Source organism: Pseudooceanicola atlanticus (assembly GCF_000768315.1).
Taxonomy (GTDB): domain Bacteria; phylum Pseudomonadota; class Alphaproteobacteria; order Rhodobacterales; family Rhodobacteraceae; genus Pseudooceanicola; species Pseudooceanicola atlanticus.
Map to the genome: position 1 here is coordinate 745,386 of NZ_AQQX01000002.1, position 24,154 is coordinate 769,539.

A 24,154-nucleotide genomic window follows, 5' to 3' on the forward strand; every position below is an offset into this window, starting at 1 on the left:
AGAGGTTAGGTGGTTTCCCGGACCTTCCGGGCGATCTCCCGATCGGCATGGGCCTTGGCGCGGTGCGCGGCCATTTCCTCGGCGCTGCGGGTGGCCGGGTTGGAATAGTCGAGCTTCCATGCCGGATCGTCGGACCACCGCTGCGGGCTTTGCACCGTGGTCCGCGACCCCGGCGCCTGGGACAGGGTTTTCAGCGCTATATCAAGGGTTTGCGCCTGGGATTCCGCGTCGAACGGCTTGCCCGCGGCATGACCCAGCGGGAAGTCCGAGTACAGGAAGCGGGGCGCGCCGACATGTTCGACCACATCCTTTGCGCAACCCATGACGACCGTGGAAATTCCGTTTTCTTCCAGGTACCTGGCGATCAGGCTGACGCTTTGGTGGCAGACCGGGCAATTCGGCACCAGCAGCGCGGCCTCAGCCCCGTCCTCCCGGCAGCGGCGCAGGATCTCGGGCGCGTCGACCTCCATCGTGTGGCGGACCGAGCGATTGGTCGGCAGCCCGTGAAAGCGTGGCGTCAACGCCCCGAAGCTCTTACCTTCCACCGCGCGCAGGGCAGGCAGCGGGAACCAGGCATTGGGGTCCTTCATCGCGTTGTGATCGCGGTCGATGGCGATGTGGGAAATCCGCAGGTCGTGGTCCTGGCACACGTCGCCGGAATAGACCTCGTAGAACTTGGCCGCCGCGTTATAGGGCGCGCCGGGCCCCTGGTCGCCCTTGTCCGGCTGAAACGGCGCGGCCGTGGTGATCAAGGCCAACCGCATGTCCTGCAACGGCTTTTTCAGCGGTTGGAACGGCGCATCCACGTGATGCGCCCAGACATAGGGGTTGTCGAAACCAAGCGCGAGGTACCAGTCGCGGGTGCGCTGCATGTAACGGATCGGAACGTCGATGGGGTCGGTCATTCAGCTGCCCAGGGAATCGGTGGCGATGCGGTTCATGGCGCGGACCAGTTCGGCCGAGATACCAGGCTCGGACAGTGCATGGCCGGCGTCGCCCACGATCTGAAGCTCTCCGTGCGGCCAGCGCGAGGCCAGTTCGTACGCCATGACCGGCGGGCAGATCATGTCGTAGCGGCCCTGCACGATGACGCCGGGAATATGCGCGATCCGGTCCATGTTGTTGAGGATCTGGCGATCCTCCTCCAACCAGCCGAAATTGCTGAAATAGTGGTTTTCGAGCCGGGCAAAGGCGCGCGCGTAATCGCCCGGCGCCTCACCGCCCATCCCCGCCGACCGCATCGAGGCGAGCGAGTTTTCCCAGCCCGACCAGACCCGGCCAAAGGCAACCTCGTCCTTCATGTTGCCCGAGAAGAGGCGCTTGTTGTAGGCGCCGATCATGTCGTGGCGCTCGTCCTCGGGGATCGGATCCTGGAACCGGGCCCACGCCTCGGGCCAGAAGGATCCGGCCCCGCCCTGGTAGAACCAGTCCAGTTCCCGCCGCGTCATCAGGAAGACACCGCGCAACACCAGGTGGAGCACCCGTTCGGGATGGGTCTGGGCGTAGAGCAGCGACAGCGTCGCCCCCCAAGAGCCGCCGAAGACGACCCATTTGTCGATGCCCAGCTCCTCGCGGATGCGTTCGATATCGGCGACGAGGTGCCAAGTCGTGTTGTTTTCGACGCTGGCATGGGGCCGGGACCGGCCGCAGCCGCGCTGATCGAACAGGATCACGCGATAATGATTGGGGTCAAAATACCGCCGCATCGCCGGGCTGCACCCGCCGCCGGGCCCGCCATGCAGGACCACCACCGGATGGCCATCGGGATTGCCCGATTGTTCCATGTAGACATTGTGGCCGTCCCCGACATCGATCATGCGCTGATCGAACGGGTCAATCGGTGGAAAAAGATAAGAAGATGCGCTCTTTTGGCCCGAGGACTTGTCCATGTTCCGCCCTATATACGTTACCGAACAGCATGACCCCAAGGATCAGGAAATGCAATCAACCGACCCCGTGATCGACACCATCGACCCGTCGGAGGTGGCCAAGTTCGAAGCCATGGCTGCCGATTGGTGGAACCCCGACGGCAAGTTCAAGCCGCTGCACATGCTCAACCCGTGCCGGCTGGATTACATCACCACCCAGATCGCTGCCGAATATGGCCGGGATCTGTCCGGTGACCGCCCGTTCGAGGGGCTTCGCATCCTCGATATCGGTTGCGGTGGCGGGCTCTTGTGCGAACCGATGGCCCGGCTGGGCGCGACCGTGGTCGGTGCCGATGCGGCCGCCGGTAACATTCCCGTGGCCCAGATCCATGCACAGCAATCCGGGCTCGACATCGATTACCGCCACACCACCGCCGAGGCCCTGGCCGATGCCGGAGAATCCTTCGACGTGGTGCTGAACATGGAAGTGGTCGAACATGTCGCCGACCCGTTGGCCTACCTGACCGCCTGTCACAACCTGCTGAAACCCGGCGGGCTGCACATCTGTTCGACGATCAACCGCAACCCGAAAAGCTTTGCCATGGCGATTGTCGGCGCCGAGGTCGTGATGCGCTGGCTGCCGCGCGGTACTCATGACTGGAACAAGTTCATCACCCCGGACGAACTGTTCGACCTGATGCGCCAGGCGGGGCTGGACCCCGTGGATCGCAAGGGGTTTGTTTTCAACCCGATTTCCTGGCAATGGCGCCTGTCGGATCGCGATCTTTCGGTGAACTACGTGACCGCCGCGCTGCGTCCGGCCTGACACGAAAGCGACGGAACCCGATGGGATGGCCGGCGTTGGAAAGCCATGATCGCTGACCTCTCCGTGCCCGTCATCCTTCTTCTGTTTGCTGCCAGCGCGGGGGTCATCGCCGTCTGCGGGGTCATCATGACCGGGCGCGCCGACACGTTGGCGGACCGGACCGGCCTGGGCGAGGCGATGGTCGGCGCCGTGATCCTGGGGGCGGCCACTTCGCTGTCGGGCACGGTGGTGTCTGTCACAGCGGCATTGGACGGACGCGCATCGCTGGCCTTTTCCAATTCCATCGGGGGTATCGCGGCACAGACCGCCTTTCTGGCGATTGCCGACATGACCTTTCGCAAGGCCAACCTGGAACATGCCGCCGCCGAGGCGACGAACCTGATCCAGGGCGTCTTGCTGATGGCGCTGCTGTCGGTGCCCCTGATTGCCATGACCACGCCCGAGGTCACGATCTGGGGCATCCACCCAGCATCCTTCGTGATCCCGGCGATCTACCTCTTCGGCCTCGCCGTCAGCCAGCAGGTGCGCGAGGAACCGATGTGGAAACCCGTCCATACCGACGAAACCCGCCATGACGAACCGGAGGATGAAGAGGACGAAACCGCCGCGAAATCCACCCCCCGACTGGTCACGGAGTTCCTCGCTCTGATGGCGGCCATGGGCATGGCGGGCTGGTTGATCGCGCAGACCGGGTCGGCCCTGATCGACCGGGTCGGGCTGTCGGCCTCGCTCGTGGGTGCGTTGATGACGGCGGTTGCGACCTCCCTGCCCGAACTGGTGACGACCATTGCCGCGGTGCGCCGGGGCGCGCTGCAACTGGCCGTGGGCGGGATCATCGGCGGCAACATGTTCGACACGCTGTTCCTGACCCTTTCGGACAGCGCCTATCGCGACGGGTCGCTGTATCACGCGGCCCAGCCGGATGACGTGTTCTGGATCGCGGTATCCCTGCTGATGACGGCGGCCCTTCTGGCCGGGCTGATCACCCGCGAACGGCATGGTCCGGTCAAGATGGGCATCGACTCGCTTGCGCTGCTGGGGATCTATGCCGGGGCGATCGCGATCCAGGTGCTGAAATAGGCTCTATTCCAGCTTGCCGCGCAATTCGCGAAGGATCGGCAGGACGGCCCGCACCTTGTCTGTCCCCAGCTCTCCGATCAATTCCTCGACCATCGGGGAAATCGCGGCGAGCGCGGAATCTCGCGCCAGGCGCCCCGCATTCGAGATCACGACAAGCTTGCGTCGCGCATCGTCCCAATCGGGGCGGATGTTGACGTAGCCCGCCCATTCCAGCTTGGACAAGGTGTTGGTCATCGCGCCACGGGTGACGTGAAAGGTCTGGGCCAGCTGTGCGGGGGTGCGTTCATGGCCGACATGGGCCAGATGGTTCAGGACCGAGAAATGCGAGATCTCCATCCCCTTGGGCATCACCTTGGACAACCGGTTGCGCACCAGTTGGTCGGCCGTCAGGATCTCGGAAAACAGCGCGATGGCGAGGGCATTCTTCGGGTCCGTCATGGAACGAGAGTGTACTCGCGATCATGGGTAAGCGAGGCGACACGCCGCCGCGCCTTGTCGACCTCGTCGAGGTCCAGATCGACCATGAAGATGCCGGTATCCGTCCCCGCATCCAGCAGAACCTCGCCCCAGGGGGCGATGGCCATGGCGTGGCCATACGTCTTGCGCGGTTTGCCGGCCTGTGCGGGATGGGTGCCCACCTGCGCGGGCGCCAGAACGAAGCACCCTGTTTCGATCGCCCGGGCCCGCAGCAGCGGTTCCCAATGCGCGGCACCGGTGACGGGCGAAAAGGCCGCGGGAATGGTCAGAATGCGCGCGCCTGCATGGGCCAGCACACGGTAAAGCGCGGGAAACCGGATGTCGTAACACACGCTCATCCCGATCTTGGACCAGCCGGTATCGACAACCACCGCGCGGTCACCGGGGCGATAGCCGGCGCTTTCGCGATAGGTTTCCTCGGCCGAGACCTCGACGTCGAACATGTGGATCTTGTCGTACCAGCCCGCGATTTCGCCGTCAGGCGAGATCAGGAAGGACCGGTTGGCAAAGCGTCCGTCGGCGTCGCCGGTCTTCATCGCCAGCGATCCCAGCAGCAGCCAGATGTCCAGCGACTTCGCCTCCTCCCGCATCGCGGCGAGAAAGGCATCGTCGTCCTGCAGCGCCAGAACCTCTTCCTGGTGCGACCGCTTGGTCGACACGCAATTCGTGACCTCGGGGGTCAGAACGAAGCCGGCCCCCTGCCCCGCCGCGTCGCGCACCATGTCGCGCACCATGGTGAGGTTGGCCTCCGGATCGTCCGAAGAGGTGATCTGCAGCAGTGCGGTCTTCATCTCAGGCGGCCAGAAGCGGGTCCAGCTTGCCATCCCGCTCAAGCGCATAAAGTTCATCGCAGCCGCCGACATGGGTCTGACCCACGAAGATTTGCGGCACGGTGTAGCCGCCATTGGCGCGCTGGATCATCTCCTGCTTGCGCTCGGCATCGCGCAGCACGTCGATTTCCGTGTAGTCGACGCCTTTCTGGTCCAGCAGGCGCTTGGCGGCGTGGCAGAAACCGCAAAGCGGAGAGGTATAGATTTCGACGGGTTTCATGAGGCAACTCCCGGGTTTGTCCCGGCATAGTTAAGCGTCTTTGACCGCGCGCGCCAGTGTCAGCACCGAAACAGGCCCCGATCCCGCCGCCTGCAGCACGCCTGTCGCGGCGGAAAGCGTCGCGCCCGAGGTCATCACGTCGTCGATCAGCAGGACCGGGCGCCCCTGCAGATCACCCTGCCTGCGGCCATTGATCGACAGGGCCTGTTCCAGCGTTTCATGCCGTTTGTCGGGGCTCATCCCGTCCAGCGGCGGCGTCGCGAGGGGCCGTTCCAGCATGTCGGCGTAGAAGGTCAGCCCGATCTCGCGCGCCAGTGCCCGGCCCAGCAGCGCGGACTGGTTATAGCGCCGCTTGATCCGCCGCAGCCAGTGCAGCGGCACCGGCACGACGATCATGTCCGGCGTGACCATCCCGCGCGCAGCTCGTGCCATCCAGCGCGCGGCGGGGCGGGCGACTTCCATCCGGTCGCCATGTTTCAGGCCCAGCACCAGCCGCCGCCCATTGTCGCGATAGACCAGCGCTGACCGTCCTGCGGCCCAGGGTCGCCGGACCCGCAGGCAATCGTCGCAAAGCACGTCATCCGTCACCGGTCCGGCGACCAGCGGCGCACCGCATCCGCCGCAGACCGCGCCGTCGATAAAGGGCGTTTCCCGCCAGCAGAGGCCGCATAATCCGCCCTCCGTCTCGACCATCGTGTCGCATGTCAGGCAGGTCGGCGGATAAACCAGCCGGATGGAGGTTTGCACGATCCCGCGCAGCCGCATATCTATCCTCCATGACACCGAATGAACCGCCCCGGCTGACCGATCGCACCGCCCTGACCCGCAACCGCGCTAGGGTGCGGAAAGAGGCCCTGTTCTTGCACGACATGGCCGCCGAGGATGTTCAGGATCGCCTCTCCATGGTTAACAGATCCTTTACGACGCCAGCCATCGTGACCGGCCACCCCGACGCCTGGACCGGTCTGCCTGGGTTGGAAAATGCCCGGATCGTGGCGGATGAACCTGTGCTGGACCTGACCGAGGCAAGCCATGACCTGGTGATCCACGCGATGTCGCTGCACTGGGCCGGCGACCCGATCGGCCAGATCATCCAGTGCCGCCGCGCCCTGAAACCCGACGGCCTGTTCCTGGCGATCCTGCCCGGCGGGCAGAGCCTCAATGAATTGCGCGCCGCCCTCGCCCAGGCGGAATCGCAGGTGACGGGCGGGCTGTCGCCCCGTGTCGCGCCCATGGCCGAGATCCGGGACCTCGGCGCGCTGCTGCAACGGTCGGGGCTGGCCCTTCCGGTCGCCGACGGCCATCCCTTCACCGCGACCTATGCAACGCCGCTGCACCTGATGCGCGAATTGCGCGCCATGGGCGAGGCGAATGCGCTGGATGCCCGGCTGCGCCGCCCGACCCGACGCGAGGTGCTGACCCGCGCCGCCGAGATCTACGTTCAGGCCTTCGGAACAGAGGATGGCCGCGTGCCCGCCACGTTCGAGCTGATCACCCTGACCGGATGGGCCCCCGATGATAGCCAGCCGCAACCGCTGCGCCCCGGCTCTGCCAAGTCACGGCTGGCGGATGCGCTGAATGCGCGCGAAGTGCCGCTGAAGGATTGACCCCCGGCCGCATCCCGCTAAGTCCGGCTGGCACATAAGAACAAGGGACCAGACATGACCGACGCCGCCCGCCCGACCCATGCCCCCGCAGATCACCCCGCGATCCCGCGCGAAAAGATCGGGGTCCTGCTGGCCAATCTCGGTACACCGGATGACACGTCCTATTGGCCGATGCGTCGTTACTTGAACGAGTTCCTTTCGGATCAACGGGTTATCGATTATCCAAAGTGGAAATGGCAGCCCATCCTGCAAGGCATAGTGCTGACGATCCGGCCGTTCAAATCCGGCGCCGCCTACAAGACGATCTGGAACGAGGAGGAGAACGAATCGCCCCTCATGACGATCACCAAGGATCAGACCGCCAAGCTGAAGAAGACCCTGAAGGACCGCTACGGCGAGACGGTGATGGTCGATTACTGCATGCGCTACGGCAACCCCTCGACCAAGTCCAAGGTTCAGGCCATGGTCGCGGCGGGCTGTACCAAGATCCTGTTCTGCCCGCTTTATCCGCAATATGCCGGGGCCACCACCGCCACCGCGAACGACCAGTTCTTCCGCGCCCTGATGGAAGAGAAATGGCAGCCCGCGACCCGGACGCTGCCGCCCTATTTCGACGATCCCGCCTATATCGACGCGCTCGCCCAATCCGTCGAAAGCGCCTATGCGGAGATGGAGGAACAGCCCGATATCCTCGTCTGTTCCTATCACGGCCTGCCCTTCCGTTACCTTACGGAAGGCGACCCCTATCACTGCCATTGCGTGAAGACGACGCGCCTGCTGAAGGAACGGCTGGGCTGGGCAGATGACAAGATCACCTCGACCTTCCAGAGCCGGTTCGGCCCCGAGGAATGGCTTCAGCCCTACACCGTCGAAGAGGTCGCGCGCCTGGCCGAACAGGGGAAGAAGAAGATCGCGGTGATCGCGCCGGCCTTCTCGGCCGATTGCATCGAGACGCTGGAAGAGATCAACGAGGAGATCCGCGAAAGCTTCGAACATGCGGGGGGTGAAAGCTTCACCTACATTCCCTGCCTGAACGACGACGACGCCCATATCACCGCCCTGGCCGGCCGGATCGAGGCGAACCTGAAGGGCTGGATCGACTGACGCCCGGACCTGCCAACTGAAACGCGAAAGGCCGGGTCACCCCGGCCTTGTCACATCCCCGAAGGGCAACAAAAAAGGCGGCGCCGAGGCACCGCCTTTTTCGATATTGCTTTCGCTGATCTTAGCGCGATGCGGCAACGGCCACGACGGCCAGCAGCAGCAGCGGGATCAGGATGCCAGCGGACGAAGAAGTGGTTTCTTCGACGATGACGGGAGCTTCGATAACCGGATCAGCCATGGAGCCGGCGGTTGCGGTCGAAGCAGCGGCTGCCAGAGCGGCGGCGAGAACGAGTTTCTTCATAGTATCCTCCAGATATTCGCCGGACGGCAAACACACCAATCCGGCACCCAAGACTTACCTCGTGACTCGTTCTAACCAGCATTCTTCGGCGATTGCAAATGCTTGTTAGGTCGCTGTTAAGCGACTCGGTCGCAATGTCGTCAAATTAGCAACACTTGGGTGCCCACCTTCGCCAGCGCGAACAGCTGAGAGATGTGCTCGTTGTACAACCCAATGCAACCGTTGGAAGATCTGCGTCCGATCTTGCGCGTGTCATGGGTCCCGTGGATGCGGTAATAGGTCCAGCTGAGGTACAGCGCATGGGTGCCAAGCGGGTTGTCCGGGCCCGGACCGACGAATGCGGGCCATTCCGGGTTACGCTCGCGCATGGCTGGCGTCGGACGCCAGGACGGGCCTTCGACCTTGCGCACGACAGAGGTCCGGCCACGGCGCGTCAGGTCCTCGGTCAGCGGGACAGAGGTCGGGTACAGCTTGTAGACCGACTGGTCCTCGGACCAGTAATGCAAGGCGCGGCTGTCGATATCGACCAGGATCGCCCCGTTGCGGGTGTTCGAGAAATAGGGCCGCCAATCCAGCGACCGGAAAGATGAAATATTGCGCCGGACGGTTTCCGACGGATCGCGCTCCACCTCGGTGGTGTTCTGGAACGGGGTTTCATAGGTGTCTTCGGTCTCGGTCTGCCCCAGGGCGGGCGACGCAAGAACCGCAGCAGACCCGGCCAGAAAGGCCCGGCGCGTTTTGATGTGGCTGGTCATGTTAAACCTATTCGGAAGAAGATCGATCTGTAAGCATCTTATTGCGCGGCGGCACCAGTCGCAATTCAAAGGATCGTCATGCGGCAGGCTCACGCCGATGTGGGTTTGAATCGCAACGCAGCATTGGTTAGAGGTTGGCGGTACTCACGACCTGTCAGGACTGAATTCATGCGGCTTCCCCTCTTCATCGCCATGGCGCTTGTTGCGCTGACTGCCTGCGCTCCGATGGATACGGGGTCGCCGCAACGGCTTGGCGCTGACGGCCGGCCCTTGCCCAAGCTGTATCGCATTCCGCTGAACGGGCGTTCGACCATTCCCTACGAAGTTCAGGATGCCGTGAACGCGCTGCGCGCTGCGTCGGGTGCCGGACCGGTCGAACTCGACAGCCGCCTGACCGCCGCCGCCGCGACCCATTCGCAGGACATGGCCCGGCAGAATCGCCCCTGGCATTTCGGCTCCGACGGGTCCTCTCCGATCGACCGGGTGCGCCGCGTGGGCTATACCGGCGCGATGCTGGGCGAAAACATCTCGGAAACCTACGAGACCGAGCTTGAGACCCTGTCGGCCTGGATGGACGAAGACGCCACCCGCCGCGTGATCCTGGACCGCCGCGCCGTGAACATGGGCTTCGCCTGGCACCAGGAAAACAACGGCAAGATCTGGTGGACCATGATCATGGGTGGCACCGCGGCCGACGCCCAGCCCGGCACCTGACCGTCAGACCAGCGCACAGCCTTTCAGCGCCGCCATGTCATCGCGGATGATCCGCACGGGCGGCGTAGGCGGCAGATTGACCGTCGTGGCGGTGGTGAACGCGGCCTCGAAGGCGGCGATATCGTCGCCGGTCAGCAATTCCCGCGCGACACTCCCTGCGAAATACAGCCCCGCATCGGGCATGAAGATCAGCCTCAGCTCTCGTGCCAGCAGCCCGGTCAGGGTCGCGTAGAAGCTGCTGAACCCGGTCCCCGCGGCGCGATCCGTCGCCAGGATCTCCTGCGCAGGGATATCGCTGCGCCCGGTCATATCCGCAAACATTCGCGCCAGGCCACGCCCGGAAAAGCAATCCTCGACCGTGACATAGTCCGCGGCCTTCTCCGCGTCCAGCCTTTCGCGCAGGGCTGCCGCGACGCTGCCCGGCACCGACAGATGCCCGCATTCCGCCCGCCCACAGGACGCCACGCCGTCGCGGTAGAGAACCTGCGACACGTTGAACCCGGTCCCGATGCCCGCCACCAGCGCCTGATCGGCGTGGTCGGCCAGGTGACCCGGCAAAACGGGCAACAACTCATCCGGCCCAAGCGCCGGAAGCGCATGGCCAAGCGCCGCCAGATCGTTCACCAGAACCGCGCGATCCACGCCGAAGCGCCGACACAGATCGTCCGTGCGCAGCACCCATCCGCGATTGGTCAGGTGCCCCTCTTCGGGGCTGACGGGCCCGGCAATCGCCGCCACGATCTCGGTCACCCCGTGGTCGGAATGGTCGGCAAGGTAAAGCTCCGCCACCTCGTCAAAGCCGGAATGCGCATCGTTGCGAAACCGCTGTTGCGTGCCGGGCAGCACCTCGTGCCCCTGGGCCAGGGCCAAACGCGCATTGGTTCCGCCGATATCGGCGACAAGTCGTGTCATCGCATCTTCCTGCTCTGCAATCCGAATGGCGGCTCCATCCGCCCTACATCAAACGAAAAACGGCCCGGGCGCAATCGCCCGGACCGCCTTGGTCATCTACAATCCGGTGCCACGATCAGAACGGGCTGTCGGGGAAGTAGAACTGCTCTGCGTTTTCAGGCGTGATGATCTGGCTGCCGATGATGAAGCGGCCGGCAACCGGCGTGTCGGACACGAGGCCAAGCGCCGTCAGCTCGATCGCGGTGGCGATCTGGGCCGGCGGATAGGTCACGTTCACCGGCAGCTGCGGGTCGCCATCCATGATGCGCTTGATGATTTCCTTCATCCCTGCGCCACCGACAACCCACATCTCGTCGCTGCGGTCGGCCTGGGAAATCGCTTCCAGCACACCGACGGCCATGTCGTCATCGGCGGCCCAGACGGCGTCGATATCGTCATACTTGGACAGGAAGTCCTGCATCACGTTGAACGCGTCGTCGCGGTTCCAGTTGCCGTGCTGCATATCCAGAACGTTGATACCCGACCCGTCGATCGCGGCGGTGAAGGCATCCACGCGCTCGTTGTCCAGCGTCGTCGGAATGCCGCGCAGAACGACGATGTTGTCGCCTTCGTTCAGGTTCTCGGCAAAGTATTCGCCGGCCACACGGCCAAAGCCGGTGTTGTCGCCCGCGACGTACAGGTCCTCGATCCCTTCGACCGACAGGCCACGGTCGACGACCGTCACCCAGATGCCCTGTTCCTTCACCGCCTGCACCGGAGAGGTCAGCGGCTCGGATTCGAAGGGCAGCACGACCAGCGCGCTGATGTTGCGGGTCGCGACCATGTCTTCGATGTCGTTGACCATCTTGCCCGCATCGCCGGCGGTCGCCAGGACGAAATCAAGCTCGGGATAGGTGGCTTCGAGCCGTTCGATGGACGCCTGCGCGTGGTAGTTCAGACCGCCCATGAAGCCATGGGTTGCCGACGGGATCGCCACACCGATAACCTTGGTGTCCTGTGCCAGCGCGGGGCCCGCGACGGCGAGGGACAGGCCAAGCGCGGCCCCCTTGAAAATATCTCTGCGTTTCATTGCATTTCCTCCCAATTATGCCGCTCAGTCGGCGGACTTTCCTTCCCGCTGCAAGACCACAGCCAGGATGACGATGACGCCCTGGATCGCGCCGTTCAGATACGGCGACACGATCGAGGCGAGGTTCAGAATGTTGTCGATGAGGCTCAGGATCAGGACGCCGACGACGGTGCCCCAGACCCGGCCGAAGCCGCCCTTCAGGACGGTGCCGCCGATGATGACGGCGGCAATCGCCTCCAGCTCCCACAGCACCCCGGTGGACCCGGAGGCAGAGCCAAGACGCGGCACGTACATGATCGTGGCCAGACCGACGAGCATGCCCAGCAGCACGTAGGTGGCCATGCGCACTCGGTCGACCTTCACGGCGGAATACTTCGCGACCTGTTCATTGGCCCCAAGCGCGGCACAGTGGCGGCCGAACGGTGTCTTCCGCATCGCCAGTTCGCCCAGGATCGCGACCAGAGCAAAGACGATGATCGGCCAGGCAATGCCCAGGATGCCGTCGTAATAGACCGGACGGTAGAAGCCGCGTGCCTCGAAGTTCAGCGACAGGGTGCCACCATCGGCCAGCCAGGTGGTCAGCGAGCGGTAGATGCCCATCGACCCCAGCGTGACGATGAACGCCTCGATCCCGACCTTGGCGATCAGCAACCCGTTTATCAGCCCCGCGGCGATCCCCGCCAGAAGGGCCACCCCCATGCCCGCGACGATCAGCGGAACGCCGACACCCAGAACCGGGATCATGGCGTTCATCGCCAGGATCATCACCCCGGCGACGAAGGCTGCCATGGATCCGACCGACAGGTCGATCCCGCCTGCGGTAATGACGAAGGTCATGCCGACCGCGATGATCCCGATGAAGGCGGATCGCGCCAGCACGTTGGTCACGTTGCCATAGCTCAGGAAATTGGAATTCAGCGACGCGCCCAGGATGATCAGTGCCACCAGCGCCAGCACCGGGCCAAGCGCGTGCAAGGGCAGTTTTCGACCCTGTTTCGCCTCGTTTTGGGTTGCGGTGGTATCGGTCATGCGCTTGCTCCGGTCAGCTCGCCGACGCCCATGGCGCGGCGGAGAATGGCATCTTCGGTGATGTCTTCGCCGCTAAGTTCCCCGGCGATATGACCCCGGCCCATCACCACGACGCGAGAGGCCAGCCCGATCACCTCGGGCAGTTCCGAGGACACGACGATCACGCTTTTCCCCTCCGCGGCGAGGGCCGCGATGAAATCGTAGATCTGCTGTTTGGTGCCGATGTCGATGCCGCGGGTCGGTTCATCGATGATGACGATCTGCGGCTCTGCCAGCATCGTCTTGGCCAGCAGCAGCTTTTGCTGGTTCCCGCCCGACAGGCTGCCCGCGACCATGTCACGGTCTTTCACGCGGATATCGAAATCGGAAATCGCCTTTGTCAGAGCCTGATCTTCGGCACCCTTGTCGATCCGCAGCTTGCCGAACCGATCCAGCGCCAGCAGGGTCAGGTTCTCGGTCAGGGACTTGCCCAGAAGCAGGCCCTTTTCCTTGCGATCCTCGGTCAGGTAGACCAGCCCCGCCTCGCGCGCGGCCAGCACGGACCCGGCCTTGATCGCCTTGCCGTTCACCTTGACGCTGCCCGTGGCGGGCCGGAGGCCGACGATGCCTTCCATCAGCTCGGTCCGTCCGGCACCGACCAGCCCGGCAAAGCCCAGCACCTCGCCGCGCCGCAGGGTAAAGGACGCGTCGCGCACCTTGCCCGGCACGGTCAGGCCATCCACTTCCAGCACCACGTCATCGGCGCCCTTGGCCTTGGCCGGGAACAGGTCGGACAATTCGCGCCCGACCATCGCCTCTGCCATGGCATGTTCGGTGAACCCCTCGGCGGCGCGCGTCGTGATATGCGCCCCGTCCCGCAGAACCGTGACCCGGTCGGCGATGCGCGCGATCTCGTCCAGCTTGTGAGAGGTGTAGAGGATCGCCGCACCCTGGGATTTTAACCGTTCGATCTGGTCCAGCAGAACGTCGGTTTCCCGCCCCGTCAGCACCGCGGTGGGTTCGTCCATGATCAGCACGCGGGCATTGCGGCCGATGGCGCGGGCAATCTCGACCATCTGGCGATTGGGCACCGACAGGTCGCGGATGCGGGTGCGCGGGTCGATATGACAATCCAGCCGCTCCAGCAGCGTGCGCGCCTCGTCCTGCATCGCCTTGTGATCCAGGAACAGGCCCTTGCGCTTTTCGCGGCCCAGGAACAGGTTTTCCTCGACCGTCAGCTGCATGGCCAGGTTGAATTCCTGGTGGATCATCAGGATCCCGGCCTCTTCGGCCTCCTTCTGATCGGCAAAGCGCACCGGCTTTCCGTCCAGCAGCAGCTCTCCGTCCGTCGGGGACAGATAGCCGCCGAGGATCTTCATCGTCGTGGACTTTCCCGCCCCGTTTTCCCCGATCAGCGCGTGAACCTCGCCGGGGACGAGAGAGAAATCGACGCCGTGCAGAACCTTGATCGGCCCGAAGGACCGCGTCACGCCCCGCGCTTCGAGGATGGCGCTCATACCGGCACCCATGCGGAATTGCGGCGAGAGGACCGGACGCAGGCATCGACAAAGGCCACTCCTTCGACCCCTTCGGCGATCGACGGGAAATGCACGCCCTCTGGCACCGGCTGTCCGCTGCGGGCGGCGATGATGGCACGGGCGGCTTCGCCGTAGATGTTCGCGAAAGCCTCGAAGAACCCTTCCGGATGGCCCGGCGGGATCCGCGTCAGGCGGCGCGAGGCCTCGCTCGTCCCGGCAGAGGCCCGGGTGATGATCTGCGTCGCCCCGCCCAGCGGCGTCACGCGCAGCTCATTGGGGTTTTCCTGGCGCCATTCCAGCCCGGCCTTGGTTCCGTAAACCCTCAGCTTCAGGCCGTTTTCTTCGCCCGCCGCCACCTGGCTGCACCACAGCGTGCCACGCGCCCCACCGTCAAACCGCAGCATGACATGGGCGTTGTCGTCCAGCTCCCGCCCGGGAACGAAGCTTTGCAGATCGGCGGCCAGCGACTCGGGCACCAGCCCGGTGACGAAGCGCATCAGGTTCCAGGCATGGGTCCCGATATCGCCCGTCGCACCCCCGGCGCCGGAACGCGCGGGATCGGTCCGCCAGGACGCCTGCTTGTTGTCGGGTTCGGGCTCCTCGGCCAGCCAATCCTGGGCGTATTCCACCTGCACCAGGCGCAGATCCCCCAGCTCTCCGGCTGCGACGCGGGCCTGCGCCTCGCGCACCAGCGGATAGCCCGTGTAATTGTGGGTCAGGATGAACAGCGCCTCGGATTTCTCGGCCGCGGCCTGCATCTTGCGCGCATCCGACAGCGTGCCGGTCAGCGGCTTGTCACAGATGACATGGATGCCGCGCTTCAGGAATTCGCGCGCGACGGGCAGGTGCATGTGGTTCGGCACGACGATCGACACCGCCTCGATCCCGTCCTTCAGCCGCGCCTCGCGCTTGGCCATCTCGACGTAATCGGTATAGGTCCGGTCCTCTGGCAGGCCGACCTGCGCGGCCGAGGCACGGGCCTTTTCCTCGGTCGAGGACAGCGCGCCCGCCACCAGCTGAAACGCCCCGTCCAGCCGCGCGGCAACCCGGTGCACCCCACCGATCATCGCGCCGGCCCCACCACCGACCATGCCCAGACGGATCGGGCCCGTGCGTTCGGCAAAGCGGCTCATCGGTCCAGCCCCAGCATCTTGCGGTTGGCCGCATCATCGGCGCCGCCATCGGCGAAATCGTCAAAGGCATGCGGCGTGACACGGATGATGTGATCGCGCACAAAGGCCGCCCCTTCCCGCGCCCCGTCTTCGGGGTGTTTCAGCGCGCATTCCCATTCGACCACGGCCCAGCCGTCGAAATCCATCGCGGCAAGCTTGGCAAAGATCGCCTTGAAATCGACCTGCCCGTCGCCCAGCGACCGGAACCGCCCGGCCCGGTCCACCCAGGACTGGAACCCGCCATAGACGCCCTGGCGCCCGGTCGGATTGAACTCCGCATCCTTGACGTGGAAGGCACCGATGCGATCCGCGTAGATATCGAGGTTGTCGAGGTAATCGAGACATTGCAACACGTAATGGCTCGGATCGTAGAGCATCATGGCGCGGGGATGGTTGTTCACCCGCTCCAGGAACATCTCGAAGCTGACGCCGTCATGCAGGTCTTCGCCGGGATGGATCTCGTAGCACAGGTCGATGCCGTTCTCGTCCGCAAGATCCAACAGGGGCCGCCACCGCGCCGCCAACTCGTCAAAGGCCATTTCGACAAGGCCGGCGGGCCGCTGCGGCCAGGGGTAGAAATAGGGCCAGGCCAGCGCACCGGAAAAGGTCGGCAAAGCGGTCAGACCCAGATTGGCCGAGGCGTGGATCGCCTTTTCCACCTGGCTGACGGCCCAGGCCTGCCGCGCCTTCGGGTCGCCATGCACCGATGCATCGGCAAACCCGTCAAAAGCCGCGTCATAAGCCGGGTGCACCGCCACCAACTGCCCCTGAAGATGGGTCGAAAGCTCTGTCACCTCGACGCCGTTCTCGCGCGCCTGGCCCGCCCAATCCTCGCAATAGCCCTTGCTCTCGGCCGCCTTGTCGAGGTCGATCAGCCGTTTGTCCCAGCTGGGAACCTGCACGCCCTTGTATCCGCAATCCGCGGCCCAGGCGGTGATCCCGCTCCAGCTGTCGAACGGCGCTTCGTCCCCTGCGAATTGCGCAAGGAAGAGCGCCGGGCCCTTGAGTGTCTTCACTTGATCCTCCCAAACGCGCTGAATTCCTCCTCCAACGCGTATGTAATCGTTTGCAAAGAAAGGTGACAAAGAATGAAATCGTTTACAAGCATTTTTTCACAGGCCATGTTAGGACCGTCGGAAGGGGAGTGAATGGACAAGAAAATCGCCACGATTCAGGATGTTGCCAGGGTAGCGGGCGTTTCGACCGCCACTGTCAGCCGCACCTTGTCCAAACCCACCGTGGTCGCTGCGGCGACTCGGGAGGCGGTTTTGAACGCCGTGGCCGAGACCGGGTATCGCATCAATGCGACGGCCTCCAACCTGCGGCGGCAGCGCACCGGATCGGTGATCGTGCTGCTGCCCAATATCGCCAACCCGTTCTTCGCGCAGATCCTCGCCGGGCTGTCCTCGATCCTGACACCGGCCAAGTACGGCATGCTGATCGCCGACACCCAGTCCGGGCCCGATCCCGATGAACGGCTGGTGCATTACCTGACCTCGGGCCAGGCCGACGGGCTGATCCTGCTGGACGGATCCCTGTCACCCGATGCGCTGAAAATCCCCGGTCGGCCGCCCATCGTCATGGCCTGCGAATGGATGGGCAGCGACCTGCCCTCCGTCCGGGTCGAAAACGGACGCGGTGCGGCCATGGCCGTGGGGCATTTCGCCCAGCTCGGCCACCGCTCCGTCGGGCATGTGACGGGCCCGCGCGGCAACGTCCTGGCCGAATCCCGGTTGGAGGGGTTCCGATCCGCTCTCACCTCGCTCGGCCTGCCGCTCCGCCACGACTGGATCCTCGAAGGCGATTTCAGCATGGATTCCGGCGCCGCCGCCGCCAATGCCTGGCTCGCGATGGAGGATCGCCCGACCGCTCTGTTCTTCGCCTCGGACGAGATGGCGGTTGGTTTCATGGGGGTGGTACAGCGCGCCGGCTATTCCGTGCCCGAAGACGTCTCCATCGTCGGTTTCGACAATATCGAGATCGTCCAGCACCTTAGCCCTGCCCTGACCACGATCCGTCAGCCCCGCACGCAGATCGGCATCCGCGCAGCAGAATTGCTGCTGCGCATGATCGAAACCGGCACGCTGACCGGCCCCTCGGACCTGATCGAGATCGAGTTCATCCGCCGCGGCAGTGCCTGCCCACCCCCCGTCGGGGAGTGACCGACGCCGGACCGGCAGATGTCACGGGAAGATCGTGATTGGCGTCCCGTTCTTCACCATCGAATAGATCTTGCGCATGGCGGTGTTGCTGACCGCGATGCAGCCAGCGGTCCAGTCCTGCTTGGCGCGTTTCTTGAACCGCTCGGGCTGACCGTGGATGAAGATGTCGCCACCCGGATTCTTCCCCTGCGACGAGGCAAAGGCCATGTCCTTGGCATTGGGATAATTGATCCCGATGGACAGGTGAAATTCGCTGTTCGGGTTGCGCCGGTCGATGATGTAATTGCCCTCGGGCGTCTTGCCGTCGCCGCGGAACTGCTTGTGACCGACCGGGGCAAAGCCCAGATCCATCTTGTAGCTTTCCAGCACGATATTGTCGTGCAACAGCATGATCCGCCGGTCCGTCTTGTAGACCAGCACACGGGTCACTTCGGGCCCGTCATAATGATAGAACTTGGAACAGCCGCTCAGGGTCAGACCGACCACGAGGACCAGGAATAGGGAAAGAAAACGCATCACTGCCGCCTGCCATTTTTTTGTCCCTTATATCCTGAAAAGCCCCCTATGGCATAGGGCCGAAACGCCGCTCACGACGACGTGAGGCGGAACCCCGCCACCAGCTCCACATGGGCGGACCATCGGAACTGATCGACCACCCGGACCGGCCCCATCCGATAGCCCGCAGCGATCAACCGGGCCGCATCGCGGGCAAAGGTCACCGGGTTGCACGACACATGCGCGATCACCGGAACCTTGGCCGCTGCCAGTTCGGCGATCTGCGCCTCGGCCCCGGCGCGCGGCGGGTCGATGACAACCGCGTCGATCTTGCGGAATTCGTCCGACAGCATCGGGTTGCGGAACAGGTCGCGCGCCTCGGTCGTGACCTTTTTCAGGCCCTGCGCCTCGCGCCAGCCGCGATCCAGCGCCTGGGTCATGGCGCGGTCCCCTTCGACTGCGTGTACCTCTGCCCCTTCGGCCAACGGCAGGGCAAAGGTGCCGCAACCGGCAAAGAGGTCCGCGATCCGCTTGGCGCCATCGGTAATCTCGCGCACGGCCGCCAGCAATGCGGCCTCCCCATCCTGCGTCGCCTGAAGAAAGGCACCCGGCGGCGGCACGACCCGCGCCGCACCGAATTGCTGGAACGGCGGACGGCGCATGGCGATCACCTCTCCGTCCCAGGCCAGGCGTGCCAGGTCCAGCCATTCGGCCTCCTGCGCGAGGGTGATTTCTAGGCTCGATTCCAGCTCTTTTCCGCCCGAAACCGCCACGTCCAGCCCGCTTTCGGACAGCGTGACCTGAACGCTCAGCTCGCCCTTGCGGGACCCGGCGGTCGTCGCCAGCGCCTCTGCCACCGGCAGGGCGCGCATCAGGTCGGGATGCAGCAGATGGCAATCGGGGATCTCCACGATCACGCCCGAGGCGCGGCCATGGAACCCGGCCAGCGCACCTTTCTTGGTGCGCCGCGCCGACAATGTCGCGCGCCGCCGCGACCGGGGCGGAGAAACGTGGATGCCCGCCATCTCGGCCTCGATCCCGTGGGCGCGCAGCGCCTCGGCCACGATTTCGACCTTCCAGCGGGCAACGAAATCATCCGCCGCATGTTGCAGCGAACAGCCCCCGCAGGACCGGAAATGCCGGCAGGGCGCAGCGACGCGATCGGGCGACGGCGTCACGACCTTCACATCGGTCAGCCGCTGACCATCCAGCGTGCCGGTGACGACCTCGCCGGGCAGGGTCAGGGGGGCAAAGACGGGGCCGGGGGCGATCCCGTCGCCATGATGCCCCAGACGTTGAATGTTATGTTCGCTCATATCCGTCCGATAGCGCGGCACAGCCTGCAGGGGGAAGCCCTATTCCGCGGCCTCCGACCCCAGGAACCCGCCAGATTGCCGCGACCAGTACCGGGCATAGAGGCCGCCCTTGGCCAGCAGATCGTCATGCGACCCGATCTCGACGATGCGCCCGGCATCCAGAACGGCGATCCGGTCCATGTGACTGATCGTGGACAGACGATGCGCCACGGCCAGCACGGTCTTGCCCTCCATCACTCGCTCCAGCGCGGATTGGATCGCCGCCTCGACCTCGCTGTCGAGGGCCGAGGTCGCCTCGTCCAGCACCAGGATCGGCGCGTCCTTCAGGATGGCGCGCGCCAGGGCGATCCGCTGCCGCTGCCCGCCGGACAATTTCACGCCACGCTCGCCCAACCGCGCCTCGTAGCCTTCATGGCCCATATGGTCGGCCAGGGTCTGGATGAACTCGTCCGCTTCAGCCTTGGCGGCGGCGGCAAAGACCTCTTCCTCGCTCGCTTCGGGCCGTCCATACCGGATATTGTCCATGGCGGATCGGTTGAACATCGCGGTTTCCTGCGTGACCATCCCGATCTTGCGGCGCAGGCTGTCCTGGGTGACATGGCGAATATCCTGCCCGTCGATCAGGATGCGCCCGCCCTCGGGATCGTACAGCCGCATCAGCAGCGCGACGAGCGTCGATTTCCCCGCACCCGAGGCCCCGACAATCCCCAGCTTCTCCCCAGGCTTGATGTCCAGCGTGATATCCTCGACCCCGCCGACATCGCGACCATAGGCAAAGCTCAGGTGATCCAGCGTCACGCGCCCCTCGGGCACGGTCAGGTCCTTGGCATCCGGATCGTCATCCAGCCGGTTGGGATAGGCCAGTGTGCGCATCCCGTCCTCCAGTTCCCCGATATTGGCGGAAATGCCCATCAGCGTGAACGACACCCAGCCGGTCATCTGCGCCAGCCGGATCGACACGGTGCCGGCGGCCACCACCGACCCGATCGTCGTCGTCCCAGCCGACCACAGCCACAGTGACCCACCCACAAGCAGCACCGGCAGAATGCCTGCGAGGGTGAACAGGATGATCCGGAAACTCACCGCCACCTTGGCGAAATCAAAGGCCCGCTGGCGGAATTGTTCGATCGCGCTCAGCGCCACGCGGTCCTCGTGTTCGGCATGGGCGAACAGCTTGACCGTCTTGATGTTGGTGATCGTGTCCACCACCTGCCCCGAGACATTGGCCCGCGCCGCCGCCCGCGCCTTGGACCGGGCCCGCACGCGCGGCAGGAAATACCGGATCAGAAGAACATAGCCCGACAGCCACACCAGAAAGACGACGACCAGCCAGGGATCGATGGTAAATATCAGCGCCCCGGCGCCGATGATCGACGCGAAGGCGAAGATGATCGAGTTGATCGTCTCCATCGACACTTCGGTCATCGCACTGGCGCTTTGCATCTGCTTCTGCGCGATCCGCCCGGCGAAATCGTTGTCGAAATAGGTGACCGACTGGCCCATCGTCCAGCGGTGCAGACGGCTGAGCGTCAGGGAAAAGACGTTGGGCATGATGAACAGCGTGTTTGCCGCAGACGAAAGCCCCATCATGAACGGACGCACCAGGATGAAGAACGCCAGCGCGCCCAGCATCATCGTCAGGCTTTCGCCCGAAAACGCCTGTTCAGGGCCTGATACGGTCGCCGCATCCACCACAGCGCCCAGCACCCAGGCCGAGGCGATCTCCATCGTGCCGGCCAGCGCCGACAGGAAGGCCGACACCCCGATCACCGGCCAGGCACCACGCAGCAGCCACCCGATATAGGGGATCAGGGTCACGGGGGGCGGCCCTTCGGCGGGCCGGAACGGATCGATCACGCGCTTGGTGTCGAAGGGCATCTGATTTCCTTGCAGCTTCGATGCAAACCTAGCGCGATCCGTCCCGGTTCAACCATCCCCATCCGATCCCGTACCGGCGCACAATTGGGCCTGCGTCAATGCAAAGCCCGACGCGATCCAGCGATCTTCCAGCTCTTTCAGCCTGCGGCCCAGCTCTGCCCCGGAATACTCCTGCATCAGGTGTTTGGCGGTGACCGGAAACTTCGCCTCTGCCCCGGTTTCGACCGAGGCGATGTCAGCCCGGTCGCGCGGCTGACCGAACAGCGCCCACCGAAGCAGCAGAACGTCGATCCCCGTGGTCCGACCCAGCCGATAGCCCAGCTCCCCTGCCCCGGACATGGTGCCGATAGCATCCGACATCTGCTGCAACCGCCGCGCCTCGGCCCGGCTCAGGCGCAGGGCGGACTCCGGGTCTTCGCCCCCCAGCACCGCCAGTCGCCGCATTGCATCGGGTCGGATAACCGGATCTTCCACCGTCTCAAGATGCACCAGCGGCGCAAGGCCCTTGTCATCCGCCCCGGGCAGAACGTGGATCAGCACCCCCGCCTGTCGCATCGCCGCGACGGACGGCGCCGGATCGGGTGCGGCCAGCAGCTTGCGCATCTCGTGACCGATCCGTTCGCGCGACAGATGCGCGATACCCTCCGCGCCGTCGGCAATCACGGCCAGCGCATCGGCATCCATCCCGGCCTCGGGATCGCCATACCAGGCATGAAACCGGAAGAACCGCAGGATCCGCAGGTAATCCTCCGCAATACGCTCGGCCGGGTCACCCACGAATCTCAGCCGCCGCGCCCGCAGATCGGGCAAGCCGCCCAGCGGGTCCACGACCACGCCACGCGGATCGGCATAGAGCGCGTTCATGGTGAAATCCCGACGCGCCGCGTCTTCGGCCACATCGTCCGAGAAATGGACGATCGCATGCCGCCCATCCGTCTCTATATCGCGGCGAAACGTGGTAATCTCGTGCCCAAGCCCATCGGCCACCAGCGTCACGGTGCCATGGTCGATCCCGGTCGGAACAGCCTTGATCCCAGCGGTCCCGGCCAGTTCCACAACGCGATCCGGCCGCGCATCGGTGGCGATGTCGATATCCCCGACGGGCCGTCCCAGCAACGCGTCCCGGACACAGCCGCCGACGAACAGCGCCCGATGCCCCGCAGCCTCAAGCAGGTCGCAGACGGCCCGCGTGCCCGGATGGGTCAGCCAGTCGCCCTCGACACGCATCAGCGCAGCCGGTCCGCCAGGACCCGCAGCATCCGCGCCGTCGCGCCCCAGACGTAATATGGCCCCCAGGGCACCACGAAGTAATTCCTCCGCTGACCGCGCCAGCGCCGCCCCTCGATCCAGTAATTGTCCGGGTTCAGCAGATGCGCCAGCGGCACGTCAAACACCTCTTCGACCTCGCCGGGTTCGGGGACGCGGTCGAACGGACCGGTGATCCGCGCCACAACAGGGGTGACGGAAAACACGCTGACGGTTTCATGCGGCGGCAGATCGCCCAGCACCTCGACCATGTCACGCGGCAGGCCGATCTCTTCCTCGGCTTCGCGCAGCGCGGCCTCGATCACGTCGGCATCGCTGTCTTCCTGCTTGCCACCCGGAAAGGCGATCTGGCCCGGATGATGCTTCAGGTGCGAGGCCCGCTTGGTCAGGATCACCCGGATCTCTCCGTCGACCTCGATCAGCGGCACCAGCACACCGGCAGGGCGCAGCGATACCGCGCCCGCCATCTGAGGCCCGTTCAGATCGAAGTCGGACGAGGCCTCGCCCGGCTGGGCAAGCGCCTGCCTGATCCGATCGAACGTCGCGGCCTCAGCTTTCACCCGGCGGATCCTCCGCGTCAAAACCAACACTCTTGGGGTCCAGCTCGTAATGCGCACCGCAGAACTGGCAATCGGCGGTCACCAGCCCCTCTTCGGTGGTCATCTTCTCGATATCCTTGGCCGAATAGATCGACAGCGACTGACGCACTCGATCCTCGGAACAGGTGCAACCGAACCGGACCGGCTGCGCATCGAAGACGCGGGGCTGTTCCTCGTGGAACAGGCGCACCAGCAGATCGGTCGGCGCGACGCTCGGCCCGATCAGCTCCAGCTCTTCCACCGTATCGAGGTGGAAGTTCACGCGGTTCCAGTTCTCTTCCTCGTCGCCCTCGACCAGGTCCGACGCGGACAGAAGACCGCCTTCGCCCGATCCGCCCTCGCCCGACACATGCGCGCCGGCCTTGGGCATCACCTGCAGCATGACGCCGCCCGCGCGCCAATGTTCCTCGCCGCCGGCCTCTCGCGACTTGCCGTAGGACAGCGCGAACCGGGTCGGAAGCTGCTCGGACTGCGCGAAATACGCCTCGGCACAGCTGCGCAGCGCGCCACCGGCCAGCGGGGTGATCCCCTTGTAGGGCTGCATCCCCATGCCCTGGTCGATCATGATCGCGAAATAGCCGTCGCCCACCTGGTCGAACGGATTGCCATCGGTCACGCGGTCCCGGTCAAAGCTGGCATAGGCCCGGATCCGAGCCGGCTGACCGTCTTCCTCGGGGCCGTAGTAATCCGTGGCGATCATCCGCACCGGACCGTTCGACTGGACCTGCAATTGCAGCTTCCAGCGCAGCTTGATCGTCTGCCCGATCAGCGCGGTCAGCAGCGCCATCTCGGCGACCAGCGCCTCGACCGCGGGGGGATAATCGTGCTGGGACAGGATGCCTTCCAGCACACCGTCCAGGCGGGCCACGCGCCCGCGCACATCCGAATGATCAAGCTGGAACGGCAGTACAGTGTCGTCCCAGGCCAGTTTGGAACCAATTGTCATGGGGTTTCCTT

26 protein-coding genes are annotated in these 24,154 nt (G+C 64.8%); 6 read left to right on the forward strand and 20 right to left on the reverse strand.

Features of this window, described 5'->3' with window-relative positions:
- Positions 1-5: 5 nt before the first annotated feature.
- Positions 6-905, reverse strand: a complete 900-nt coding sequence (locus tag ATO9_RS07665; protein WP_043747300.1) for a glycine reductase — start codon at positions 903-905, stop codon at positions 6-8.
- Positions 906-1,889 (reverse strand): prolyl aminopeptidase, encoded by a 984-nt coding sequence (pip, locus tag ATO9_RS07670; protein ID WP_043747301.1) that lies wholly within the window; start codon positions 1,887-1,889, stop codon positions 906-908.
- A gap of 49 nt (positions 1,890-1,938) precedes the next feature.
- Here pip and ubiG point away from each other — a divergent pair, with 49 nt between their 5' ends.
- Together ubiG and ATO9_RS07680 are read left to right on the forward strand one after the other, a co-directional pair.
- On the forward strand, positions 1,939-2,694 hold the full coding sequence (ubiG, locus tag ATO9_RS07675) for a bifunctional 2-polyprenyl-6-hydroxyphenol methylase/3-demethylubiquinol 3-O-methyltransferase UbiG (RefSeq protein WP_043747434.1): 756 nt from the start codon (positions 1,939-1,941) through the stop codon (positions 2,692-2,694).
- A 45-nt stretch (positions 2,695-2,739) separates the two neighbouring features.
- Positions 2,740-3,774: a sodium:calcium antiporter gene (locus ATO9_RS07680; protein ID WP_043747302.1), complete on the forward strand. Its 1,035-nt coding sequence runs from the start codon at positions 2,740-2,742 to the stop codon at positions 3,772-3,774.
- A 3-nt stretch (positions 3,775-3,777) separates the two neighbouring features.
- Here the strand turns inward: ATO9_RS07680 and ATO9_RS07685 are convergent, their stop codons facing one another.
- From ATO9_RS07685 to ATO9_RS07700, 4 genes are read right to left on the reverse strand one after another with little or no spacing between them, the layout of a single operon-like run.
- Positions 3,778-4,212, reverse strand: a complete 435-nt coding sequence (locus tag ATO9_RS07685; protein ID WP_043747303.1) for a MarR family winged helix-turn-helix transcriptional regulator — start codon at positions 4,210-4,212, stop codon at positions 3,778-3,780.
- On the reverse strand, positions 4,209-5,042 hold the full coding sequence (locus ATO9_RS07690; protein ID WP_043747304.1) for a carbon-nitrogen hydrolase family protein: 834 nt from the start codon (positions 5,040-5,042) through the stop codon (positions 4,209-4,211). The genes ATO9_RS07685 and ATO9_RS07690 overlap by 4 nt, the downstream gene beginning before the upstream one ends.
- A 1-nt stretch (position 5,043) precedes the next feature.
- Entirely contained in the window at positions 5,044-5,301 is a 258-nt protein-coding gene (gene grxC / locus ATO9_RS07695; protein WP_043747305.1) for a glutaredoxin 3, read from the reverse strand.
- 30 nt (positions 5,302-5,331) lie between these two features.
- Positions 5,332-6,066 carry a ComF family protein gene (locus tag ATO9_RS07700; RefSeq protein WP_043747306.1) on the reverse strand — a complete coding sequence of 245 codons (735 nt, stop codon included), beginning with the start codon at positions 6,064-6,066 and terminating at the stop codon, positions 5,332-5,334.
- Positions 6,067-6,077: 11 nt separating this feature from the next.
- Between ATO9_RS07700 and ATO9_RS07705 the strand changes: the two genes are divergently transcribed.
- Together ATO9_RS07705 and hemH are read left to right on the forward strand one after the other, a co-directional pair.
- Positions 6,078-6,908, forward strand: a complete 831-nt coding sequence (locus tag ATO9_RS07705) for a methyltransferase domain-containing protein (RefSeq protein WP_043747307.1) — start codon at positions 6,078-6,080, stop codon at positions 6,906-6,908.
- A 54-nt stretch (positions 6,909-6,962) separates the two neighbouring features.
- Positions 6,963-8,012, forward strand: coding sequence for a ferrochelatase (gene hemH, locus ATO9_RS07710; RefSeq protein ID WP_043747308.1), 1,050 nt, complete (start codon positions 6,963-6,965; stop codon positions 8,010-8,012).
- A gap of 121 nt (positions 8,013-8,133) precedes the next feature.
- On the opposite strand, the gene ATO9_RS07715 is transcribed toward hemH, so the two are convergent.
- Together ATO9_RS07715 and ATO9_RS07720 are read right to left on the reverse strand one after the other, a co-directional pair.
- On the reverse strand, positions 8,134-8,313 hold the full coding sequence (locus ATO9_RS07715; RefSeq protein ID WP_043747309.1) for a hypothetical protein: 180 nt from the start codon (positions 8,311-8,313) through the stop codon (positions 8,134-8,136).
- Positions 8,314-8,453: 140 nt separating this feature from the next.
- A complete protein-coding gene (locus ATO9_RS07720) occupies positions 8,454-9,068 on the reverse strand; it encodes a L,D-transpeptidase (protein WP_043747310.1) in 615 nt (204 codons plus the stop codon).
- Between the two features lie 168 nt (positions 9,069-9,236).
- Here ATO9_RS07720 and dalA point away from each other — a divergent pair, with 168 nt between their 5' ends.
- Positions 9,237-9,782 carry a divisome-associated lipoprotein DalA gene (gene dalA / locus ATO9_RS07725; protein ID WP_043747311.1) on the forward strand — a complete coding sequence of 182 codons (546 nt, stop codon included), beginning with the start codon at positions 9,237-9,239 and terminating at the stop codon, positions 9,780-9,782.
- A 3-nt stretch (positions 9,783-9,785) separates the two neighbouring features.
- Here dalA and ATO9_RS07730 read toward each other — a convergent pair whose 3' ends face one another.
- From ATO9_RS07730 to ATO9_RS07755, 6 genes are all read right to left on the reverse strand, one after another.
- Positions 9,786-10,694, reverse strand: a complete 909-nt coding sequence (locus ATO9_RS07730; protein ID WP_043747312.1) for a glucokinase — start codon at positions 10,692-10,694, stop codon at positions 9,786-9,788.
- Between the two features lie 115 nt (positions 10,695-10,809).
- The gene (locus tag ATO9_RS07735; RefSeq protein WP_043747313.1) at positions 10,810-11,763 is read right to left on the reverse strand and encodes an ABC transporter substrate-binding protein; all 954 of its coding nucleotides are present in this window, start codon (positions 11,761-11,763) and stop codon (positions 10,810-10,812) included.
- A gap of 24 nt (positions 11,764-11,787) precedes the next feature.
- Positions 11,788-12,792, reverse strand: a complete 1,005-nt coding sequence (locus tag ATO9_RS07740; RefSeq protein ID WP_052418161.1) for an ABC transporter permease — start codon at positions 12,790-12,792, stop codon at positions 11,788-11,790.
- Entirely contained in the window at positions 12,789-14,288 is a 1,500-nt protein-coding gene (locus ATO9_RS07745; RefSeq protein ID WP_043747314.1) for a sugar ABC transporter ATP-binding protein, read from the reverse strand. The genes ATO9_RS07740 and ATO9_RS07745 overlap by 4 nt, the downstream gene beginning before the upstream one ends.
- Entirely contained in the window at positions 14,285-15,442 is a 1,158-nt protein-coding gene (locus ATO9_RS07750; protein WP_043747315.1) for a Gfo/Idh/MocA family protein, read from the reverse strand. Before ATO9_RS07750 ends, ATO9_RS07745 begins: the two co-directional genes overlap by 4 nt.
- Complete coding sequence (locus ATO9_RS07755) at positions 15,439-16,497, reverse strand: sugar phosphate isomerase/epimerase family protein (protein WP_043747316.1); 1,059 nt, start codon at positions 16,495-16,497, stop codon at positions 15,439-15,441. The genes ATO9_RS07750 and ATO9_RS07755 overlap by 4 nt, the downstream gene beginning before the upstream one ends.
- 132 nt (positions 16,498-16,629) lie before the next feature.
- Here ATO9_RS07755 and ATO9_RS07760 point away from each other — a divergent pair, with 132 nt between their 5' ends.
- Positions 16,630-17,643 carry a LacI family DNA-binding transcriptional regulator gene (locus ATO9_RS07760; protein ID WP_043747317.1) on the forward strand — a complete coding sequence of 338 codons (1,014 nt, stop codon included), beginning with the start codon at positions 16,630-16,632 and terminating at the stop codon, positions 17,641-17,643.
- Positions 17,644-17,664: 21 nt separating this feature from the next.
- On the opposite strand, the gene ATO9_RS07765 is transcribed toward ATO9_RS07760, so the two are convergent.
- From ATO9_RS07765 to hslO, 6 genes are all read right to left on the reverse strand, one after another.
- Positions 17,665-18,159: a L,D-transpeptidase family protein gene (locus ATO9_RS07765; RefSeq protein WP_043747318.1), complete on the reverse strand. Its 495-nt coding sequence runs from the start codon at positions 18,157-18,159 to the stop codon at positions 17,665-17,667.
- 71 nt (positions 18,160-18,230) lie between these two features.
- On the reverse strand, positions 18,231-19,454 hold the full coding sequence (locus ATO9_RS07770) for a class I SAM-dependent RNA methyltransferase (protein ID WP_043747319.1): 1,224 nt from the start codon (positions 19,452-19,454) through the stop codon (positions 18,231-18,233).
- A gap of 39 nt (positions 19,455-19,493) precedes the next feature.
- Complete coding sequence (locus ATO9_RS07775) at positions 19,494-21,332, reverse strand: ABC transporter ATP-binding protein (protein WP_043747320.1); 1,839 nt, start codon at positions 21,330-21,332, stop codon at positions 19,494-19,496.
- A 48-nt stretch (positions 21,333-21,380) separates the two neighbouring features.
- Positions 21,381-22,559 (reverse strand): CCA tRNA nucleotidyltransferase, encoded by a 1,179-nt coding sequence (locus ATO9_RS07780; RefSeq protein WP_043747321.1) that lies wholly within the window; start codon positions 22,557-22,559, stop codon positions 21,381-21,383.
- Positions 22,559-23,158 carry a CoA pyrophosphatase gene (locus tag ATO9_RS07785; RefSeq protein WP_052418162.1) on the reverse strand — a complete coding sequence of 200 codons (600 nt, stop codon included), beginning with the start codon at positions 23,156-23,158 and terminating at the stop codon, positions 22,559-22,561. The genes ATO9_RS07780 and ATO9_RS07785 overlap by 1 nt, the downstream gene beginning before the upstream one ends.
- Entirely contained in the window at positions 23,148-24,143 is a 996-nt protein-coding gene (gene hslO / locus ATO9_RS07790; RefSeq protein ID WP_043747322.1) for an Hsp33 family molecular chaperone HslO, read from the reverse strand. The genes ATO9_RS07785 and hslO overlap by 11 nt, the downstream gene beginning before the upstream one ends.
- Between the last annotated feature and the right edge of the window lie 11 nt (positions 24,144-24,154).

What these genes read in the sequence shown, in the direction of transcription:
- ATO9_RS07690 (WP_043747304.1), bottom strand. Translation starts at nt 5,042, where the DNA reads ATGAAGACCGCACTGCTGCAGATCACCTCTTCGGACGATCCGGAGGCC.
- ATO9_RS07765 (WP_043747318.1), bottom strand. Translation starts at nt 18,159, where the DNA reads ATGCGTTTTCTTTCCCTATTCCTGGTCCTCGTGGTCGGTCTGACCCTG.
- ATO9_RS07760 (WP_043747317.1), top strand. Translation starts at nt 16,630, where the DNA reads ATGGACAAGAAAATCGCCACGATTCAGGATGTTGCCAGGGTAGCGGGC.
- ATO9_RS07780 (WP_043747321.1), bottom strand. Translation starts at nt 22,559, where the DNA reads ATGCGTGTCGAGGGCGACTGGCTGACCCATCCGGGCACGCGGGCCGTC.
- dalA (WP_043747311.1), top strand. Translation starts at nt 9,237, where the DNA reads ATGCGGCTTCCCCTCTTCATCGCCATGGCGCTTGTTGCGCTGACTGCC.
- ATO9_RS07715 (WP_043747309.1), bottom strand. Translation starts at nt 8,313, where the DNA reads ATGAAGAAACTCGTTCTCGCCGCCGCTCTGGCAGCCGCTGCTTCGACC.
- ATO9_RS07735 (WP_043747313.1), bottom strand. Translation starts at nt 11,763, where the DNA reads ATGAAACGCAGAGATATTTTCAAGGGGGCCGCGCTTGGCCTGTCCCTC.
- grxC (WP_043747305.1), bottom strand. Translation starts at nt 5,301, where the DNA reads ATGAAACCCGTCGAAATCTATACCTCTCCGCTTTGCGGTTTCTGCCAC.
- ATO9_RS07700 (WP_043747306.1), bottom strand. Translation starts at nt 6,066, where the DNA reads ATGCGGCTGCGCGGGATCGTGCAAACCTCCATCCGGCTGGTTTATCCG.
- ATO9_RS07745 (WP_043747314.1), bottom strand. Translation starts at nt 14,288, where the DNA reads ATGAGCGCCATCCTCGAAGCGCGGGGCGTGACGCGGTCCTTCGGGCCG.
- ATO9_RS07685 (WP_043747303.1), bottom strand. Translation starts at nt 4,212, where the DNA reads ATGACGGACCCGAAGAATGCCCTCGCCATCGCGCTGTTTTCCGAGATC.
- ATO9_RS07770 (WP_043747319.1), bottom strand. Translation starts at nt 19,454, where the DNA reads ATGAGCGAACATAACATTCAACGTCTGGGGCATCATGGCGACGGGATC.
- ATO9_RS07665 (WP_043747300.1), bottom strand. Translation starts at nt 905, where the DNA reads ATGACCGACCCCATCGACGTTCCGATCCGTTACATGCAGCGCACCCGC.
- hemH (WP_043747308.1), top strand. Translation starts at nt 6,963, where the DNA reads ATGACCGACGCCGCCCGCCCGACCCATGCCCCCGCAGATCACCCCGCG.
- ATO9_RS07750 (WP_043747315.1), bottom strand. Translation starts at nt 15,442, where the DNA reads ATGAGCCGCTTTGCCGAACGCACGGGCCCGATCCGTCTGGGCATGGTC.
- ATO9_RS07740 (WP_052418161.1), bottom strand. Translation starts at nt 12,792, where the DNA reads ATGACCGATACCACCGCAACCCAAAACGAGGCGAAACAGGGTCGAAAA.
- hslO (WP_043747322.1), bottom strand. Translation starts at nt 24,143, where the DNA reads ATGACAATTGGTTCCAAACTGGCCTGGGACGACACTGTACTGCCGTTC.
- ATO9_RS07720 (WP_043747310.1), bottom strand. Translation starts at nt 9,068, where the DNA reads ATGACCAGCCACATCAAAACGCGCCGGGCCTTTCTGGCCGGGTCTGCT.
- ATO9_RS07730 (WP_043747312.1), bottom strand. Translation starts at nt 10,694, where the DNA reads ATGACACGACTTGTCGCCGATATCGGCGGAACCAATGCGCGTTTGGCC.
- pip (WP_043747301.1), bottom strand. Translation starts at nt 1,889, where the DNA reads ATGGACAAGTCCTCGGGCCAAAAGAGCGCATCTTCTTATCTTTTTCCA.
- ATO9_RS07775 (WP_043747320.1), bottom strand. Translation starts at nt 21,332, where the DNA reads ATGCCCTTCGACACCAAGCGCGTGATCGATCCGTTCCGGCCCGCCGAA.
- ubiG (WP_043747434.1), top strand. Translation starts at nt 1,939, where the DNA reads ATGCAATCAACCGACCCCGTGATCGACACCATCGACCCGTCGGAGGTG.
- ATO9_RS07705 (WP_043747307.1), top strand. Translation starts at nt 6,078, where the DNA reads ATGACACCGAATGAACCGCCCCGGCTGACCGATCGCACCGCCCTGACC.
- ATO9_RS07680 (WP_043747302.1), top strand. Translation starts at nt 2,740, where the DNA reads ATGATCGCTGACCTCTCCGTGCCCGTCATCCTTCTTCTGTTTGCTGCC.